Source organism: Metasolibacillus sp., assembly GCF_025291715.1.
Lineage (GTDB): Bacteria > Bacillota > Bacilli > Bacillales_A > Planococcaceae > Metasolibacillus > Metasolibacillus louembei.
Genome location: NZ_JAMBIZ010000047.1, coordinates 1 through 16,640 on the forward strand (window position 1 = coordinate 1; position 16,640 = coordinate 16,640).

The following is a 16,640-nucleotide window of genomic DNA, read 5'->3' on the forward strand; positions in this document are numbered from 1 at the left end:
ATTGAACCGCCGTATACGGATCCGTACGTACGGTGGTGTGAGAGGACGGGAGTTAATCGCTCCCTCCTACTCTATTTCGCAAATAAATTGGGAAAAAGCGCAGATAGTTGAGGAATTTCGCAGATAAGCTATGAAAAAGCGCAGATATCTTAGGGATTTTCGCAGATAAATCACAAAGAAAGCATAGATAACCAAGCAAAAAGGTTTACTTTTAAAAACTTTCTTTTATAATAGAAAGTGTAGTAACAAATTTTATATTGATTCATCTTCGGGGCAGGGTGTAATTCCCGACCGGCGGTAATTGAAATCGCAATCTCCGACCATTTACTTGGAGGACATTGCTTCAGCATTTCATGAGCCCGCGAGCCCGCTTTTGCGGTGCAGGATTTGGTGTGATTCCAAAGCCGACAGTATAGTCTGGATGGGAGAAGGTGAAGGCGCAGTCGTCATTTTTCGAAAATGTCGTATTTTGCTATACACAAGTCTACTTACTTCATAGGCTTATTTAAGTATCGCAATTTTCGACAAAGTAGCTTTGACATGATGCTTTTTAAGCATTGTCAAAATACGACTTCTTTTAAGCGTGCCTATTTCTCCCTTATACAATCATTGTATAAGGGTTTTTTCGTGAATGGCTGGACTGTCCTTTCTTCTTGCAAGAGTGAATCAGCAAAGAGGAGAGATTTTTTATGCGCAAGCAAAATTTGAAGTTACGTTCAACCGTAACAATCGCTATGTTGAGCAGCATCGCCTTTCTATTAATGATGCTCGATTTTCCATTACCATGGTTCCCAGTGTTCCTAAAAATTGATTTTAGTGATGTGCCAGCATTGATTGCGGCAATTACGATGGGACCAGTCGCTGGTATCATTGTAGAGTTGATTAAAAATATTCTAGACTGGCTATTTAAAGGCGCGCCAACGGGTGTACCAGTAGGACATATGGCAAACTTTGTAACAGGCATTCTATTTATTTTACCAACGTATTATTTTTATAAAAAATTCAAAACGATTCCTGGTTTAGCAGTAGGCTTAGCGGTAGGCACATTCGTTATGTCGATTGGCATGAGCATACTCAACTATTTCGTATTCCTACCAATGTATACGTATTTCCTAGGCTGGGGCTCATTCGATATGTATGAAACAATCGTTCTCGGTATTTTACCGTTCAATATTATTAAAGGTATCATTATTCTAACTGTTGCGATATTGTTATTCCGCACAATGAAAACATGGATTGACAAGCAGCAGTCAACCTATTTATCATTAAAATAAGCATTGAGCCGAGCTAATCAAATAGCTCGGCTTTTTTATAAGGAGAGAAACAAAAATGATTCGAATGCTAACAGCAAGTGAGCAATTACCAATGGATTTACTATTATTAGCAGATCCTTCTGAAGAAATTGTAACGGAGTATGTGCAGCGGGGGTTCTGCTATGTAGATGAGCGTGATGGAGAAATCGTCGGTGTATATGTGTTATTACCAACAAGACCACATACGGTGGAGCTAGTGAATGTAGCAGTAGATGAAAGGTGGCAGGGGCAAGGCATTGGCAAACAGCTTGTGCTTCATGCGATTGAACGTGCCAAAGCCATGCATTTTAAAACGATTCAGCTCGGCACAGGCAATTCAAGCGTTGACCAGCTAGCCCTTTATCAAAAATGTGGCTTCCGTATTGTCGGTGTTGATCGGGACTTCTTTCTTCAGCATTATGATGAGCCGATTTTTGAAAATGGTATTCAATGTATAGATATGATTCGGTTAGAGCTGTTGCTCTAAAGATCGATCTGCTTTAAGTATTTGTCGCTACAGACGAGATTACTGGAGGGGAAATTTTGCGATAATCTATTTTGCCATGCTGATCAAAATGGATATTATGAAACGGCAAATCCTCGTGCATATAAAAAACATGCTGACGATGTGTTAAAAATTTCAAAACACCAGCCTCAATTAAGCGCGCCTCTATTTCATAGAGCAATTGAATATCTTCATAAAAAAGCGGAGCTGTTCAGAAAGTTCACTTTCTGGATGGCTCCTTTATTTTTACAAAAAATAAATTGAAAATTAAAAATATATTGAATGCAAAATCAAGCTATGCTATATTTAGCGACAAGGACGTTAATTAATTCGTGAAATAAGGAGTGATTTGATGGAACAGCAACGTATTAAAAACTTAATTGATGCGCAATTTCAACAAGTAGTAGCATGGAGAAGGCATTTACATCAGCATCCGGAATTATCCTTTATGGAATTCGAAACCTCTAATTATATTGCAAATGTGTTGAAGAATTTTGAAGGTATTGAAATTTCGAGACCTACTAAAACGAGTGTTGTAGGCCGTTTAAAAGGCTTAAAAGGAGAAGGCAAAACAATTGCTATGCGTGCAGATATTGATGCCTTACCAATTAATGAAGAGGTAGATGAGCCGTTTCGCTCTCAAAATGAGGGGGTTATGCATGCATGTGGACATGACGGACACACCTCTATTTTACTCGGTGTTGCCTCTATTCTTCATCAAATTCGTGAGGAGCTGTCTGGGGAGTATGTTTTTATATTCCAACATGCAGAGGAAGTACCTCCAGGTGGTGCACGTGAGATGGTGGAGGCAGGTGTACTAAATGGTGTCGACTTTGTTTTAGGTATGCATTTATGGTCAACAACACCTGTTGGTAAAGCGACATTATCTTATGGGGCGATTTCTTCTTCCTCAGATATATTTGATGTCGTAGTTAAAGGACAATCTGGTCATGGCTCTATGCCAGATCAAGCAATTGATGCGTTAGCGATTGCTGCACAAATCGTAACAAATTTACAAATGATTGTTTCTCGTCAAATCAGTCCGCTTGATAGCGGTGTAGTATCTATTACACGTTTCCACAGCGGGGAGGCATATAATGTTATTCCTCAAGAGGCTAAAATTGGTGGTACAATACGCACGTTATCCAATTCTGTGCGTGAGCAAATTAAACAGAGCATTGAACAAATTAGTAGCTCTGTTGCTGCAGCACATGGAGCAACGATTGAAATGCAATATCAATATGGCTATGATCCTGTTGTAAATAATGATGCATTAACTGAGATAGTGGAGCAACAATTACGCCAAATCGAGGGGCTTGAAGTGGAAATCGTGCCACCAATGATGGGTGGAGAGGATTTCTCAGCGTTTTCGAATGTTGTACCAGGCTGTTATATTGGCATAGGTGCAATGAAGGAAAGAGAAGGAAAACATTATCCACATCATCACCCACAATTTGAAATTCATGAGGATGCCTTTAAGTTGGCGATGCATTATTTTATTAGTTCTGTTACAACAATTGTTACACAATAAAACTAAGGAGAGGTGAAGCTTATGGCAAAAGAAGTGAAGAAAGAAAAGCATTCGTTATTTGATAAAATGTTGAATAAAATCGAAGTTGTCGGAAATAAATTGCCAGACCCTGTCGTATTATTTGCGATTATTGCACTAATTATCGTTGTCGTATCATGGATTGCGTCAATGTTCAATTTAAAGGCAACAAATCCTGTCGATGGTTCAATAGTTGAAGTACACAACTTGCTAACAAAAGAAGGAATTGTTGAAATGCTAACAGGGATGGTGAAAAATTTTACGGATTTCCCACCCTTAGGTGCTGTATTAGTCATTATGCTTGGTGTTGGCTTGGCGGATGAGGCAGGTTATTTTAAAACAATGATGAAACGAGCTGTTCTCACAGCGCCGAAAAAAGCCATTATTCCTGTTATTATCCTTATCGGTATTATTGGAAATGTTGCTGGTGATGCGACACAGGTTATTCTCCCTCCATTAGCAGCAACGATTTTAATGTCATTCGGCTACCATCCATTTGTCGGCTTGATTGCAGCGTATGCAGCAACATTAGGAGCCTTTTCTGCCAATATTTTAATCGGTATGACAGATACATTAGCGGCTGGATTTACCCAAGTAGGTGCGCGTACAGTTGATCCTAATTTTGTTGCCAATCCTGCTATGAACTATTATTTTATTGCTATTTCAACATTTGTTTTATTAATTGTAGCAACATGGGTAACGTATAAATTTACTATCCCACGCTTTGGTGTCTATGATGGACCTGTTGAAACACTAGAAGAAATTACTGAGGGTGAGAAAAAAGGGCTTCGTTGGGCGAATATTTCCTTACTTGTATTAGTAGCAGTTCTTTTAGCGATGGTTATTCCTTCAGGTGGCTGGTTGCGTAATCCAGAGACAGGCTCTATTTTGAATGGTTCCCCATTAATGACAGCAATTGTCCCAATTGTTATGATTGTTTTTCTAGTACCTGGTTTCTTCTATGGACTTGGCGCAAAAACCATTCAATCAACAAAGGATTTTGCCAATCATCTAGGCAAAACGATGAGTTTAATGGGCCCTTATGTAGTATTAGTATTTGTGTCAGCGCAAATGCTTGCATACTTTAATTCAAGTAATCTTGGAAAAATCATTGCTATTAAAGGTGCTGAATTTTTAGAGGGAATAGGCTTTAAAGGTGTACCATTATTTATTGCATTTATTATTTTTGTAGCGTTTGTTAATTTGTTAATTGGAAGTGCCTCGGCAAAATGGGCGATGCTTGCGCCAATTTTCGTGCCGATGTTTATGTATTTAGGCTATCATCCAGCCTTTACACAAATGATGTATCGAGTTGGCGATTCTATTACGAATCCAATTACACCTATGTTTCCGTACCTTGTGCTAATTTTGGCATTTGCACAGCGCTTTGATAAACGTGCAGGGCTAGGGACATTAATTGCAGGGTTATTTCCATATACAATTTTCTTCGGTATTTTTTGGATTCTATTGATAATTGTTTGGTATTTACTAGGTATACCTGTAGGGCCGAGTGGACCAATTTATTGGGAATAATTTAAGTTATAAGTAGCAGGACAAAATTATCGCTTACTTGTCGTATAATATATGATGAGTAAGCGATTTTTTATTGAATGTGATTATGTATGAGAAAGCAGGAGGAATTTGAATGTATCGAGTTGGTGTCATTGGGCCTGAGCGCTCTGTCAATACAATTTTAGCAACAGGAGAAAAGATGAATTCTCCTCTTAAGTTACATCCGTTAATATATGAAACAGCGACACAAACTACAAAAATTGTGGAACAGCATAAGGAGCAATTTGATTATTTTCTTTTTTCAGGGATTATTCCCTATATGCTAGGTAAATCTGTAATTACGGAACAGCGTGCATTTTATGTAGAGTTACTAGAATCAGGTGTTTATCGTGGCTTGCTAAATGTAATGCAGCTCGTTAATAAACCTGTTTCGCGCTTAAGCATTGATATTATACAAGGGTTGGATGTTGTAGAGCGCTCTATTGAGCAAATGGAAATGAAGCTGGATGCTTGTTATATTGAATATTTTAATCCGTTAGAAGGCTATCAACATCTTTTGCCGATACATCGCCAGCGTTGGGAGGCAAAGGAAGTTGATGCGGTGCTTACTTGTCATCCAGAAATAAAAAATGTATTAACAGCAGAAGGTATTCCTGTTGAATGGATAAGTCCAACAAGTTTAGCAATAAGGCAAGTAATCCGAACAATTGAACAAGGTGCTGAAACAGATTACTTTAAAAAAACACAAATTGCATCTTGTTACATTATGATTGAAGATTGTATAGATGAAGCAGATTTATCATTTGATATCCAAATGGATACATTAGAAATTCAAACAGAGCTACTACATATGAGTAGAAAAATGAATGGCTCATTTTTTAAAGTGCGAGACCAGCATTATATGATCATTAGCTCTCGGGGTGAGATGCTAGATTATTTAAAGCTGTTACAGGAAGATATACTGAAATTACAATCTAAAAAAAATCGCCAAATCATCGTTGGGATTGGCTTTGGAAATTCTGCATTACAAGCAGAGCAATTTGCAAGGAAAGCTGCTCAGTCCTCGAGAGCGCTTGTTCCAATGATAGGGTTAATGAATGAAGATGGAGAGTTTTTATCAGCGAATGAGGCAGTGGCTGTATCAACAAAAAGCCATGTTTCTTTATTTCATACACAAATTTATGAGCAACTGGAGCAAGCTCGATTACCAGTGCATCATGTAGAGGCACTTTACTTTGTTATTCGACGCAAAAAATGGGATCAGTTTACTACCCAAGATGTTATGTTGGAGCTGCAAATTAGCCATCGAGTTGCTCAGCGTTTAGTAAAAGCATTAGTTGAAATCAACATATTAGAGAAAATTGGAGATGAAAAAAGAAAAGGGAAGGGGCGTCCAAATAGTTTATATTGCTGGAACGAGTAGGTCAGTAAGCTCCGATTATTTATGTAAATGAAATGATAAATATTCTAACTCTTCCCGTGTTCAAACTATTCACTGAATCATGACAGGCTTGCAGTAGCTATCGTAAATTATTTTGAAGAATTAAGATATAACGGCTCACTGTATGGATATTTACCCTACATCTACCACTTGCAAAATCAAACGAATGTGCTTAAAATAAGAACAAACGTTCCTTTGGAGGCGAGTGAAATGTATGAGCATTATCCGAATCGACCAATTGTTTGTATTGATATGAAGTGTTTTTATGCTAGCTGTATCGCGATGTTAGAAGGGCTTGATGTGATGCAGGAGCCGATTGCGATTGTTGGCAATTTGACACAAAAAGGTAGCATTGTATTGGCGGCATCTCCTCCAATGAAGGAGCGCTTTCATATTCAAACTGGTAGCAGGCGTTATGACATACCGAATCATCCAAGTATTAAGCTGTTTGAACCAAAAATGCAGTTCTTTTTAGAAATGTCTGTAGCGATTACGAGGCTATTGTTGCAATTTGTTCCGCGTGAGGCGATTTATGTGTATAGCGTGGACGAAAGCTTTATTGACTTAACGGGAACAGAGCGTTTATGGGGAGAGCCAGAAGAGACTGCAAAAGCGATTCGTCGAGCTATTTATGATCAGTTTCGTATCCCTTCTGCTATTGGGATAGGGCCGAATATGTTAATGGCAAAGCTAGCGCTTGATATTGAGGCGAAGACAACAGGCTTTGCCAAATGGACTTATCAAGATGTGCCGCAGAAGCTATGGCCCGTTGCACCTCTTTCGAAAATGTGGGGCATTGGACGACGTATGGAGTATGCTTTAAATCAAAAAGGAATTTTTAGTGTGGGTGATTTAGCACATACCGATTTAGCGATGTTAGAAAGGGAATTTGGTGTTATTGGCAATCAACTGTATTATCATGCATGGGGTATAGATTTATCCACATTTGAAGCACCAAATACAAAGGAGCCGATGAGCTTTGGGAAAGGGCAAATGCTCATGCGAGATTATCATACACAAGAGGAAATTTTAATTGTTTTACTTGAAATGTGTGAGGATGTAGCAAGAAGAGCACGAATGGCTGGATATGTTGTGCAAACAGTAGCACTAGGTGTTTCATATAGTCGGGCGGCAATGGAAAAGAATTTTTATCGTATGAAAACGATAGAGGAGCCAACGAATGAAACGATGAAACTGTATGAAGCATGCAAGGAGCTGTTCACCATTCATTTTGCACAACAGCCTGTGCGCCAGCTTTCGGTCCGCTTATCGAATATACGCCCACATAGGGGGATTCAGCTTGATTTATTTGATGAGCAAAAGGAGCAACGACAAAAACTGGGTTATACGATGGATGCCATTCGAGAGCGCTTCGGAGCAGCCTCTTTATTGCGTGCTGTTTCCTTTACAGAGAGTGGCACAGCACGGCAGCGAGAACAACTTGTCGGAGGGCATTTAGCTTGAATCCGCACGCATAATTGACAGTGAAGGAGTGGGTGAAATGTTGCGTGATCGAGGCAATATTAAATGGTCTGCAATGATGCTGAGTGAACATATGGAAATGCTGCGTAATTTAGAAAGGGAGGATGTGCAGCCTATCGTACGTACGGAATGGGAGCTGGAGCATTTACAGCAAACTGTGCAATATGCCATGCAAACAAAAGCAACAATTCGACTTATTTTATGGCAGGAAAATGAAGTAATAGGCATCATTACATCGTATCATCAAGCGCAACATGAGCTACTCATTGCAACATCCACTGCAACAAAATGCATAGCCATTTCTTCTATTTATGCAGCACAACTAATGGATGAATACAATGATTCACTATAGTGAACGTCCACTTGTCCATGAGTTTCTTCTATTTGAGTTTGCGATTCGCGCATTAGAGCAGGATTTCTCTTTACTGCCTTCGTTTAAAATGCATAAACTTTATGCACATATGCTGGAGCCACTTGTCAAAAGCTTGCGTGAAGAGCACGCCAGATGTAAGAAGCTGCTAGCTAACAAAGGAATTCGCCTAGAGCAATTTATTAAAGTGGATGCTTATTTTTGTGATATTCGCTTTGCAACAATGGGTGAAGATGTTATGATTCGCTATGCTAATCAAGCATTAAAAATGGCGGTAGAGGAGCTTCTATTGAAAAAGCTAAAAAATGAAAGCCTTTTTCCTTAGAAACATTTATAATAAAATTATTCATTTTGAAAATCGAAATAAAAAAGGTGTAGTTTATGGAGAAAAATCCAACAGGAAAAAGGCGAATTTTCCTCGCATTGATTTTAGGTTCACTCGCTATGTTAGGGCCATTCAATGTTGATATGTATTTACCAAGCTTTCCCGAAATAAGTGCTGATTTAGGTGTGAAAGCATCGCTAGTACAGCTTAGTTTAACAACGTTTTTATGCGGGCTTGCATTAGGGCAATTTATTATCGGACCAATCAGCGATGGTGTCGGCAGACGGAAACCATTGCTTATCTCTTTAGTGCTATTTTCCATTTCTTCGCTTATTTGCGCATTTGCACCGAATATCACGGTGCTCATTATTGGGCGCTTTATACAAGGAATGACAGCAGCTGGGGGAATTGTGTTATCGCGTGCAGTTGTGAGTGATACTTTTACAGGAAAAGACTTTACGAAGTTTTATGCGTTATTGATGGTCATTAATGCAACTGCGCCAATGATTGCGCCAATGACTGGGGGCGCTGTTTTATTATTGCCATTTGCTACGTGGCATACGATTTTTTATTTTTTAAGTGTGCTCGGCTTAGTGATTTTCTTTATTGTTGCAACGCAATTAAAGGAATCGCTACCGCTTGAAAGAAGGCAGCCAATATCGATTCAGCATTCTCTAAAGACAATGATCAGCCTCGCTGGTGACCGTTCTTACATTGGTTATGCATTGATTGTTGGCGTTATTCATGGTGGTAGCTTTGCTTATGTAGCGGGTACGCCATTCGTCTATCAGGGGATTTATGGTGTGTCGCCACAAGTATTTAGTATTTTATTTGGCATTAATGGGCTTGCGATTATTACAGGAAGTTTTTCAGTTGGGCGTTTAAGCGAGAAATTCCATGAGCATAATTTATTGAAAACAGGCGTATTAATGGCGGTTAGTGCGAACATATTGCTGTTGTCGATGGCGATTATTCAAGGGCCTCTTGTATTGATTGTACTGGCACTATTCATTTATATGACATCAATCGGTATCATTTTGACAAGTGCATCAACATTGGCTTTACGGTCACAAAGGCATCGCGCGGGGAGTGCTAGCGCATTAATCGGCATGCTACCACTGTTGGTTGGCTCGATGATGGCGCCGTTAGTAGGGCTGAATGAAAGCTCTGCTGTGCCGATGGGGGCAATTATGTTAACAACTTCTTCAATTGGTTGTTTGATTTTCTTTACGTTGACGAAAAAAACAGCAGAGTGAAGTAAACTATTGGTTGACTTATTCTACAAAAATAAACGAACTCTCGCTAGGTAATTGAGCGAGGGTTTTTTATAATGGAAGCAGGGGGCGAGAGAATGGAGCATTTTCAATTTGCGACAAAGCTAGCGACAAAACGTAAAGAATTAGGTGTGACACAGGAGCAGGTGGCACAGTATGTAGGTGTGTCGAAGGCAGCCGTATCGAAATGGGAGAAAGGACAGAGCTACCCAGACATTACATTACTGCCGAAGCTCGCAACTTATTTTAATGTGACGATTGATGCCTTACTAGGTTATGAACCACAAATGACAACCGCACATATGCGAAAAATATATGCCGAATTAGCCGAAAAGTTTAACAAGCATCGCTTTGCGGAAGTGCAACAGGAGATGGAGGAACTGCTTGCAGAATATTATGCATGTTTCCCATTTCTGCTACAAATGGCACAGCTTTATTTGAATTATTATAAGCGGGCAGATGAGCCAATCGTGGTTTTACAGCGAGTGGATGAGCTATGTCAGCGTATCGTGGAGCATTGTAGTGATGTAAAGGTTATTTATGAGGCCGAAATGTTACAAGCATATGTTAAATTGGAGCAAGGACAATTTGAGCAAGTGTTAGAAATTTTAGGGGAAGAGGCACGTATGCAATATGGGACAGAAATACTTGTATCTGTTGCACTGTCGATGCGTGGTGAACATGAGAAAGCAAAAGAAGTATTACAGGTTAGTATGTATCAGCATATGCTCGGTATCGTAAACAGTGCGACCAATTCATTACAATACGAAATAGATAATCCGACTTATTTTGATGAAACGATCCATCGAGTAGAGGCGATGTTGCAATTGTTTTCGATTGGAAAATTAAATATGAATGCAGGGCTCGTCTTTTATTTACAAGCAGCAGCAGGCTATATGCAACAGCAGCAACAGCAAAAGGCACTCGCCATGCTGAAAAAATATTGTGATTTATGCTTACAGCTTAAATTTCCAATCGAATTGCGTGGCGATCAGTACTTTTATTTGCTGGATGATTGGATTACACAAAATATCCATCTCGGTGCACAAGCCCCGCGTGATGAACAGTCCATTAAGCGAGATTTGTTAGCAAGCATAACAAAACAGCCGATTTTTGGGGTAGCTTTACAGGATAAAGAATTACAAAAAATGTTGCACAAAGTAGCGAAACATTTACAACTAGAGGAGGAAATGAGATGAGTGGATTTGATCAAGTACCTTGGGCATTAGTTGCACCAGTTTTAGTCGTACAGCTTATTTTATGGTGTGCAGCGCTTATTGATTTAAAGCGCATTTATGCAACAAACGGACCGAAATGGTTATGGTTGCTATTGATTTTATGCGGTGGCGTAGTAGGGTCAATTGTTTATTTCATTATCGGGAGAAAACAATCATGACATTATTACAGGTAGAACATTTAACGAAAAGCTTTGTAGGGAAAACGGTTGTAGATGATGTGAGTTTTATACTTGAACCTCTGACTGCTACAGCATTAATTGGACCGAACGGCGCGGGCAAGACAACGACAATGTCCATGATTGTAGGGCTTCTACAGCAAACGGAGGGGACTGTCATGATGTCAGGTGTGCAGGATATAAGGCAAAGTATCGGATTTTTACCACAATATCCGCAATTTTATCCATGGCTATCTGCTTTAGAATATGTAGAAATGGTTGGAAAGTTGAGTGGTGTACCAGGCAAAGCGGTGCGAGAAAAAAGCGTGAAAATGCTGGAGTATGTAGGACTAGGTGATGCAATGCATAAAAAAACAGCGACTTTTTCAGGCGGGATGAAGCAACGTCTCGGTATTGCCCAGGCAATTATTCATGACCCAAAGCTGTTACTGTTGGATGAACCAGTATCTGCACTTGATCCAATTGGGCGACAGGAAGTCATGAATTTATTAAAGGAATTGCAGCAACAAACAACGATTTTATACTCCACACATATTTTGCATGATGCGGAGAAAATGACAGACCAAGTATTATTTATGAAAAAGGGGCAGTTAGTTGAGCAAGGTTCGTTAGCATCAATTCAGCAAAAATATGCGAATCCAAAGTATTTAATTCAGTTTGTGGATGAGCAGGCAGCCATGAGCTTTGCTGATCGTTATACAGGAGAGGCAGAAGGACAGTATGTTTATCTACCTATACAACAATCGATGCAGCAGTTATTGCAACTATTAGTGACAGAGCAACAGGAAATTGTCAAAGTGGAGCGTGTAACCGCAAGCTTAGATGAAATTTTCATGAAGGTGGCATATCAATGAGTGTATTGTTAAAAAAGGAGTTTTTAGAAAGCTGGCGCAGCTTTAAATTTTTATGGATTCCGCTTGTCTTTATTTTTTTTGGTGTCACAGAGCCGTTAACAAATTATTATATGGAGGATATTTTATCCGCAGTTGGCAATATGCCAGAAGGGTTTCAAATGCTGTTTCCAGAGCTAACGGCAGCTGATATTTTAGCGTCTACAACAGGACAGTATCAGCTAATCGGGCTGATTGTGTTGATTAGTGCATTTATTGGCTCGGTGAGTCGTGAGCGTCAAAATGGAACAGCAACATTGCTGTATGTACGACCAATTTCAGCGACGGCTGTTTTTATGAGTAAATGGCTGGTTGCTTCACTTGTTAGTGTTTTTAGTGCGATGCTTGGCTATGCAGCAAGCATGTATTATACAGCAATTTTATTTGGTGGTGTCGCGGTAGGTGACTTTGTGAAAATGCTGCTGACATATTGTGTATGGTTACTTTTAGTAATGGCAGTGACGATAGCGATGAGTGCTGCTTTTCAGACAGGTATCGCAGCAGCACTTGCGATTGTTCTTTTACCACTTGGCTTATTAATTGATTCAGCAATTGGAAGCTTTTGGACATGGACACCTTGGAAGCTAGCAAATTACGGTGTTAGCTTCGTAGCAGGAACGGTGGATATGAAAGACTTTTGGATTGCCCTATTGATAGCTAGTGTTGTGATAGTTGCTTTTATTGGCATCGGCATTTTCGCAACAAAGCGCAATTGGCGCTTAACAAAAGTGTAAAGGATTATCGGGAAAGAAGGCTACAGCCTGCTTTTCCCGATAAAACGTGGAATAAACTCCGAAAAACGTGGAATAAACTCCGAAAAACGTGGAATAAACTCCGAAAAACGTGGAATAAACCTCGAAATTCAGCGTTTATTATTGAATTACTGTTGTTTCATAAATCATTAGCACTTGTCCTTCTTGCAAAGCGCTGGATTGTAGCTTGTTCCATTGTTTTAATGAAGTGACGCTAACATTGTAAATTTCTGCGATGCTGTTTAATGAGTCGTCTGCTGTGACGGTGACTGTTGTTTTGTTTTCGATTGGGTAATCATATTGTGTTAAGTCATATTGTTCAATCAATTGATTTAGCTTTTGCTCATATTTTGAGTCAGTGGCATAGGTACCTGTTAAAAAGCTTGTCACATCGCGATAGGAGGACGTGTTGCTTTTAAAGGCAGCATGGTAAAATGCGTTATTCCATGAAACACCATTGCGCAATAAATTAGCATAGTCCTGCATGGAAGCTTCGTAGGAAGGATATTTTCGGAATTCATCTAAAATTGTTGTGAGATTACCATTGCCATCATCTTCTTTTGTTTTAAGTGTTATGGATTGATTTTTGTATTTCCCTTTAATACCAAATAAATTATAGTTCGGCTCAGAGGCAAGCCCACTTTGCCCTTTATTGCTTTCTAAAATGGCTTGTGCAAGCATAACCGATGCGTATAAATCATTTTCACTAGCAAGTTTGCGTGCTGTTTCACCAATTGCGCCAATAAATTGCTCGGCACTTAAATCTTCCTCGATTGGCTGGATAGCAGAAGGAATTTCTTGATATGGAGAAGAAGAAAATTTACTAAACATATATATAATCAGTATAGCAATAATGCCGAATGCGAATAATAATCTTATTACTAGTTTCATATAGCGCCCTCTCTTAAAAAATCACTACTGAAAATTGTAGCACGAGAAAGTTTATCATGCAAAAAAATCATTAGGTGATAAAATGGAGAAAAAGGGGGATTTTGTTATGTGGAAAAAAAGAATGGTTGATACGCTAAGAGGAACATTTGAACTGTTTGAAAAAGGCGAGGGGGAGCCATTAGTCGTAACACATTTGTATAGTGAATATAATGAACGTGGCAATGCCTTTGCAAATCCATTTACTAATCATTATAAAGTATATTTAATCAATGTTCGTGGTGTTGGTAATTCTGTTCAAGCAACAGAGCAAGATGATTTTTCAATGGATACGACGGTACAAGATTTAGAGGCGATACGTCAAGCATTAGGACTGCATCGTTGGGCGATGGCAGGGCATTCGACAGGTGGTATGTTAGCGCTTAAATATGCAGTATTAGCACAAGACTCTTTGACAAAAATTATCGCGACAGGGTCAGCTGCAAGCATTGAATATGCAGCAGATGCAGGGAGCATTTATTGTCATCAAAACCCAAATTTTAATCGCATTCGTGAAATTATGAATTTGTTTAATGAGCCTGATTTGCCTGTGGAGGAAAGACAGCGATTATCACAGGAATGGGCATTAATGTCATTTTACAATAAAGAAAACTTACATAAAACATATGCTCGACCGAATAGCGGGAAAACTGTCGGAGCACGCCTCGATTATTTTCGGAAAGTAGATTGTCAAAAATTTGATGTGCGAGAGCAGTTAAAATCTGTGCAAATTCCTGCCTTTATTTCAGCTGGATTACATGATGCACAATGTCCATATCGTTTTTCAATGGAAATGGCTGAGCTACTGCCAACTGCGCAATTAACAATATTTAACTACAGCAATCATTACCCTTTTTTCGAGGAGGAAGAAAGGTTTGAGGAATTTGTTGCCTCTACTTGCTAAAAAATAGCGGCATTTTTTAACGGCAACCTACAAATACTATCAGTAAAATATAATGTAGGGTGTGATGTGTTGAAAAAAATATACGCATTCATAACGCTTGTGCTTGTATTGGCTGTTATCCCTTTTTTTCAAACAGAGGAGGAGGCAGCTGCGAATCGTAGCAGGCAATATTATGAGGAAGCAGGGCAAGTTGTTTGGGATATTCATACAGATCAAAAAGTGTTGGCATTAACATTCGATGATGGACCACATCAAGCGTATACATCTGAAATTTTAGATTTGCTTGCATTGCATGGAGCGAAGGCAACTTTTTTTATTATTGGTGAAAATGCAAAGAAAAACCCTGCACTTGTTGAGCGAATTGATGAAGAAGGTCATGAAATTGCGAATCATACGTACACACATCCGTTAAAAACAACCGTGCCGAAGCTTATAAAGGAAATTGAGCAAACTTCCGAGCTGCTTGAGCAAATTACAGGTAATCGACCGAAGCTATTCCGTCCAGTCGGTGGACAATATACAGATGCGATGATTGATGCGATTGCAGAGGAAGGATATAAGGTCGTAATGTGGTCGTGGCATTTGGACACGGAAGATTGGAAGGAGCCAGGAGTAGGAAAAATCCTGCAAATTGTGAATAGTGCCAAGGAAGGTGATGTTATCCTGTTTCATGATGGAGGCGGCAATCGTCAGCAAACTGTGGAGGCATTAAAGCAGGCTTTGCCTCAGCTAAAGAAGCAAGGTTATACATTTGTCACGATTTCCGAATTGCTTGCGATACAGCAATCAACGATACAAAAATAGCAAGGAATCGCCCTCACTTAAAGCGAAGGAATTTTAAGCTGAGGGATTTTTTTCTTTTCTCAATAGCAAAATGGCGTAATAATAGTAAAGTGGACATTAAATAAGGAGTTGGTTTATGGATGGAAGGTAGTACAAAGAAACAAGCAAAGAGCGACTTTGTGCGTCGTGTCATATTTATTATTCTTGGTGCAGCGCTTGCAGGATATGCACTGGAAGCCGTATTAATTCCTAATTCGGTAATTGATGGTGGCGTAACAGGTGTCAGCATTATGGGGAATTATCTTTTTAATATTCCGTTAGGTGTTTTACTGTTCGTCTTAAATTTACCGTTTATATACGTAGGTTATAAGCAGGTGGGAAAAACATTTGCTATTTTTAGTACGATTGGTATCGTTGCATTATCAGCATCGACGGTGTTAATGCATGGCATGGAGCCTATTTTAGGTGAAAAGGATCCTTTACTTGTTGTGTTATCTGGTGGGGTAATGCTAGGTGTCGGAATTGGTATTGTTTTGCGTAATGGTGGTGCGCTAGATGGTTCAGAAGTTTTGGCAGTGCTTATATCGCGTAATATTCCATTTTCAGTAGGGGACGTTATTTTATTCATTAATGCTTTTATTTTTACAGGTGCAGGCTTTATTTATGGTTTAGAAAGTGCACTATATTCTGCTGCTACATATTATATTGCGAAAATTGTTATCGACGTTATTCAGGTCGGTTTAGAAAGCTCGAAATCTGTTCAAATTATTAGCAAAAATACACGTGAGATTGGACAAGCGCTACAGGACCGACTAGGGCGTGGCGTTACATATACAGCGGGAACAGGTGGTTTTTCAAATGAACCAGTTGAGCTAATCCATTGCATTATTACAAGGATGGAAGAAAATAAAGTATTAACCATCGTAAAAGAGCATGATCCAAGCGCTTTTATTGTTATTACAGATGTGGCTGAGGTACGAGGTGGTAGCTTTAAAAAGAGAAATATTCACTAAAAGAGCAGTCGGGGATGCACACATTCTCGGCTGTTTTTGCGTTGTGAAGGTGAATAAGTGATCGAATAGTGACGAAAAGTGATCAAATAGCGAGGGAAACTGCTCAATTAAGAAAAGCCTCCGAATTTGTGGAGGGCACTGAAAAAGTCCCTCAGGCACAAGTGAGAGAGTACAGGAACGAATATTCGTTCCTGTACTCTCTTTTTC

Annotated in this window: 18 protein-coding genes and 1 riboswitch; of the genes, 16 read left to right on the forward strand and 2 right to left on the reverse strand. The window is 39.3% G+C overall.

Features of this window, described 5'->3' with window-relative positions:
• The first annotated feature begins 260 nt into the window (after positions 1 to 260).
• A riboswitch (FMN riboswitch) is annotated at positions 261 to 437 on the forward strand.
• 252 nt (positions 438 to 689) lie between these two features.
• Together M3Z76_RS18695 and M3Z76_RS18700 are read left to right on the forward strand one after the other, a co-directional pair.
• Positions 690 to 1,274 (forward strand): ECF transporter S component, encoded by a 585-nt coding sequence (locus M3Z76_RS18695; protein ID WP_293929696.1) that lies wholly within the window; start codon positions 690 to 692, stop codon positions 1,272 to 1,274.
• A 55-nt stretch (positions 1,275 to 1,329) separates the two neighbouring features.
• Complete coding sequence (locus M3Z76_RS18700) at positions 1,330 to 1,779, forward strand: GNAT family N-acetyltransferase (protein WP_293929695.1); 450 nt, start codon at positions 1,330 to 1,332, stop codon at positions 1,777 to 1,779.
• A gap of 13 nt (positions 1,780 to 1,792) precedes the next feature.
• On the opposite strand, the gene M3Z76_RS18705 is transcribed toward M3Z76_RS18700, so the two are convergent.
• Positions 1,793 to 1,978: a hypothetical protein gene (locus M3Z76_RS18705; RefSeq protein ID WP_293929694.1), complete on the reverse strand. Its 186-nt coding sequence runs from the start codon at positions 1,976 to 1,978 to the stop codon at positions 1,793 to 1,795.
• 171 nt (positions 1,979 to 2,149) lie between these two features.
• Here M3Z76_RS18705 and M3Z76_RS18710 point away from each other — a divergent pair, with 171 nt between their 5' ends.
• The 11 genes from M3Z76_RS18710 (at position 2,150) to M3Z76_RS18760 (ending at position 12,788) form a co-directional block, all read left to right on the forward strand.
• Entirely contained in the window at positions 2,150 to 3,328 is a 1,179-nt protein-coding gene (locus M3Z76_RS18710) for a M20 metallopeptidase family protein (RefSeq protein WP_293929693.1), read from the forward strand.
• A gap of 21 nt (positions 3,329 to 3,349) precedes the next feature.
• Entirely contained in the window at positions 3,350 to 4,879 is a 1,530-nt protein-coding gene (locus tag M3Z76_RS18715) for an AbgT family transporter (RefSeq protein WP_293929692.1), read from the forward strand.
• A gap of 112 nt (positions 4,880 to 4,991) precedes the next feature.
• Complete coding sequence (locus tag M3Z76_RS18720) at positions 4,992 to 6,281, forward strand: hypothetical protein (RefSeq protein ID WP_293929691.1); 1,290 nt, start codon at positions 4,992 to 4,994, stop codon at positions 6,279 to 6,281.
• A gap of 228 nt (positions 6,282 to 6,509) precedes the next feature.
• Positions 6,510 to 7,763, forward strand: a complete 1,254-nt coding sequence (locus tag M3Z76_RS18725) for a Y-family DNA polymerase (protein ID WP_293929690.1) — start codon at positions 6,510 to 6,512, stop codon at positions 7,761 to 7,763.
• Between the two features lie 37 nt (positions 7,764 to 7,800).
• Positions 7,801 to 8,133, forward strand: coding sequence for a YolD-like family protein (locus M3Z76_RS18730; RefSeq protein WP_293929689.1), 333 nt, complete (start codon positions 7,801 to 7,803; stop codon positions 8,131 to 8,133).
• Positions 8,120 to 8,476, forward strand: coding sequence for a YhjD family protein (locus M3Z76_RS18735; RefSeq protein ID WP_293929688.1), 357 nt, complete (start codon positions 8,120 to 8,122; stop codon positions 8,474 to 8,476). The genes M3Z76_RS18730 and M3Z76_RS18735 overlap by 14 nt, the downstream gene beginning before the upstream one ends.
• Before the next feature lie 56 nt (positions 8,477 to 8,532).
• A complete protein-coding gene (locus M3Z76_RS18740; RefSeq protein WP_293929687.1) occupies positions 8,533 to 9,732 on the forward strand; it encodes a Bcr/CflA family efflux MFS transporter in 1,200 nt (399 codons plus the stop codon).
• A gap of 95 nt (positions 9,733 to 9,827) precedes the next feature.
• Positions 9,828 to 10,949 carry a helix-turn-helix domain-containing protein gene (locus M3Z76_RS18745; RefSeq protein ID WP_293929686.1) on the forward strand — a complete coding sequence of 374 codons (1,122 nt, stop codon included), beginning with the start codon at positions 9,828 to 9,830 and terminating at the stop codon, positions 10,947 to 10,949.
• Positions 10,946 to 11,146: a PLD nuclease N-terminal domain-containing protein gene (locus tag M3Z76_RS18750; protein ID WP_293929685.1), complete on the forward strand. Its 201-nt coding sequence runs from the start codon at positions 10,946 to 10,948 to the stop codon at positions 11,144 to 11,146. The genes M3Z76_RS18745 and M3Z76_RS18750 overlap by 4 nt, the downstream gene beginning before the upstream one ends.
• Positions 11,143 to 12,018 (forward strand): ABC transporter ATP-binding protein, encoded by an 876-nt coding sequence (locus M3Z76_RS18755; protein ID WP_293929684.1) that lies wholly within the window; start codon positions 11,143 to 11,145, stop codon positions 12,016 to 12,018. Before M3Z76_RS18750 ends, M3Z76_RS18755 begins: the two co-directional genes overlap by 4 nt.
• Positions 12,015 to 12,788: an ABC transporter permease gene (locus M3Z76_RS18760; protein ID WP_293929683.1), complete on the forward strand. Its 774-nt coding sequence runs from the start codon at positions 12,015 to 12,017 to the stop codon at positions 12,786 to 12,788. The genes M3Z76_RS18755 and M3Z76_RS18760 overlap by 4 nt, the downstream gene beginning before the upstream one ends.
• 138 nt (positions 12,789 to 12,926) lie before the next feature.
• Here M3Z76_RS18760 and M3Z76_RS18765 read toward each other — a convergent pair whose 3' ends face one another.
• On the reverse strand, positions 12,927 to 13,697 hold the full coding sequence (locus M3Z76_RS18765) for a glucosaminidase domain-containing protein (protein ID WP_293929682.1): 771 nt from the start codon (positions 13,695 to 13,697) through the stop codon (positions 12,927 to 12,929).
• 106 nt (positions 13,698 to 13,803) lie between these two features.
• Here M3Z76_RS18765 and M3Z76_RS18770 point away from each other — a divergent pair, with 106 nt between their 5' ends.
• From M3Z76_RS18770 to M3Z76_RS18780, 3 genes are all read left to right on the forward strand, one after another.
• Positions 13,804 to 14,637 carry an alpha/beta fold hydrolase gene (locus M3Z76_RS18770; protein ID WP_293929681.1) on the forward strand — a complete coding sequence of 278 codons (834 nt, stop codon included), beginning with the start codon at positions 13,804 to 13,806 and terminating at the stop codon, positions 14,635 to 14,637.
• Positions 14,638 to 14,706: 69 nt separating this feature from the next.
• The gene (locus M3Z76_RS18775) at positions 14,707 to 15,441 is read left to right on the forward strand and encodes a polysaccharide deacetylase family protein (RefSeq protein ID WP_483310188.1); all 735 of its coding nucleotides are present in this window, start codon (positions 14,707 to 14,709) and stop codon (positions 15,439 to 15,441) included.
• 119 nt (positions 15,442 to 15,560) lie between these two features.
• On the forward strand, positions 15,561 to 16,433 hold the full coding sequence (locus tag M3Z76_RS18780) for a YitT family protein (protein ID WP_293929680.1): 873 nt from the start codon (positions 15,561 to 15,563) through the stop codon (positions 16,431 to 16,433).
• The last annotated feature ends 207 nt before the right edge of the window (positions 16,434 to 16,640 follow it).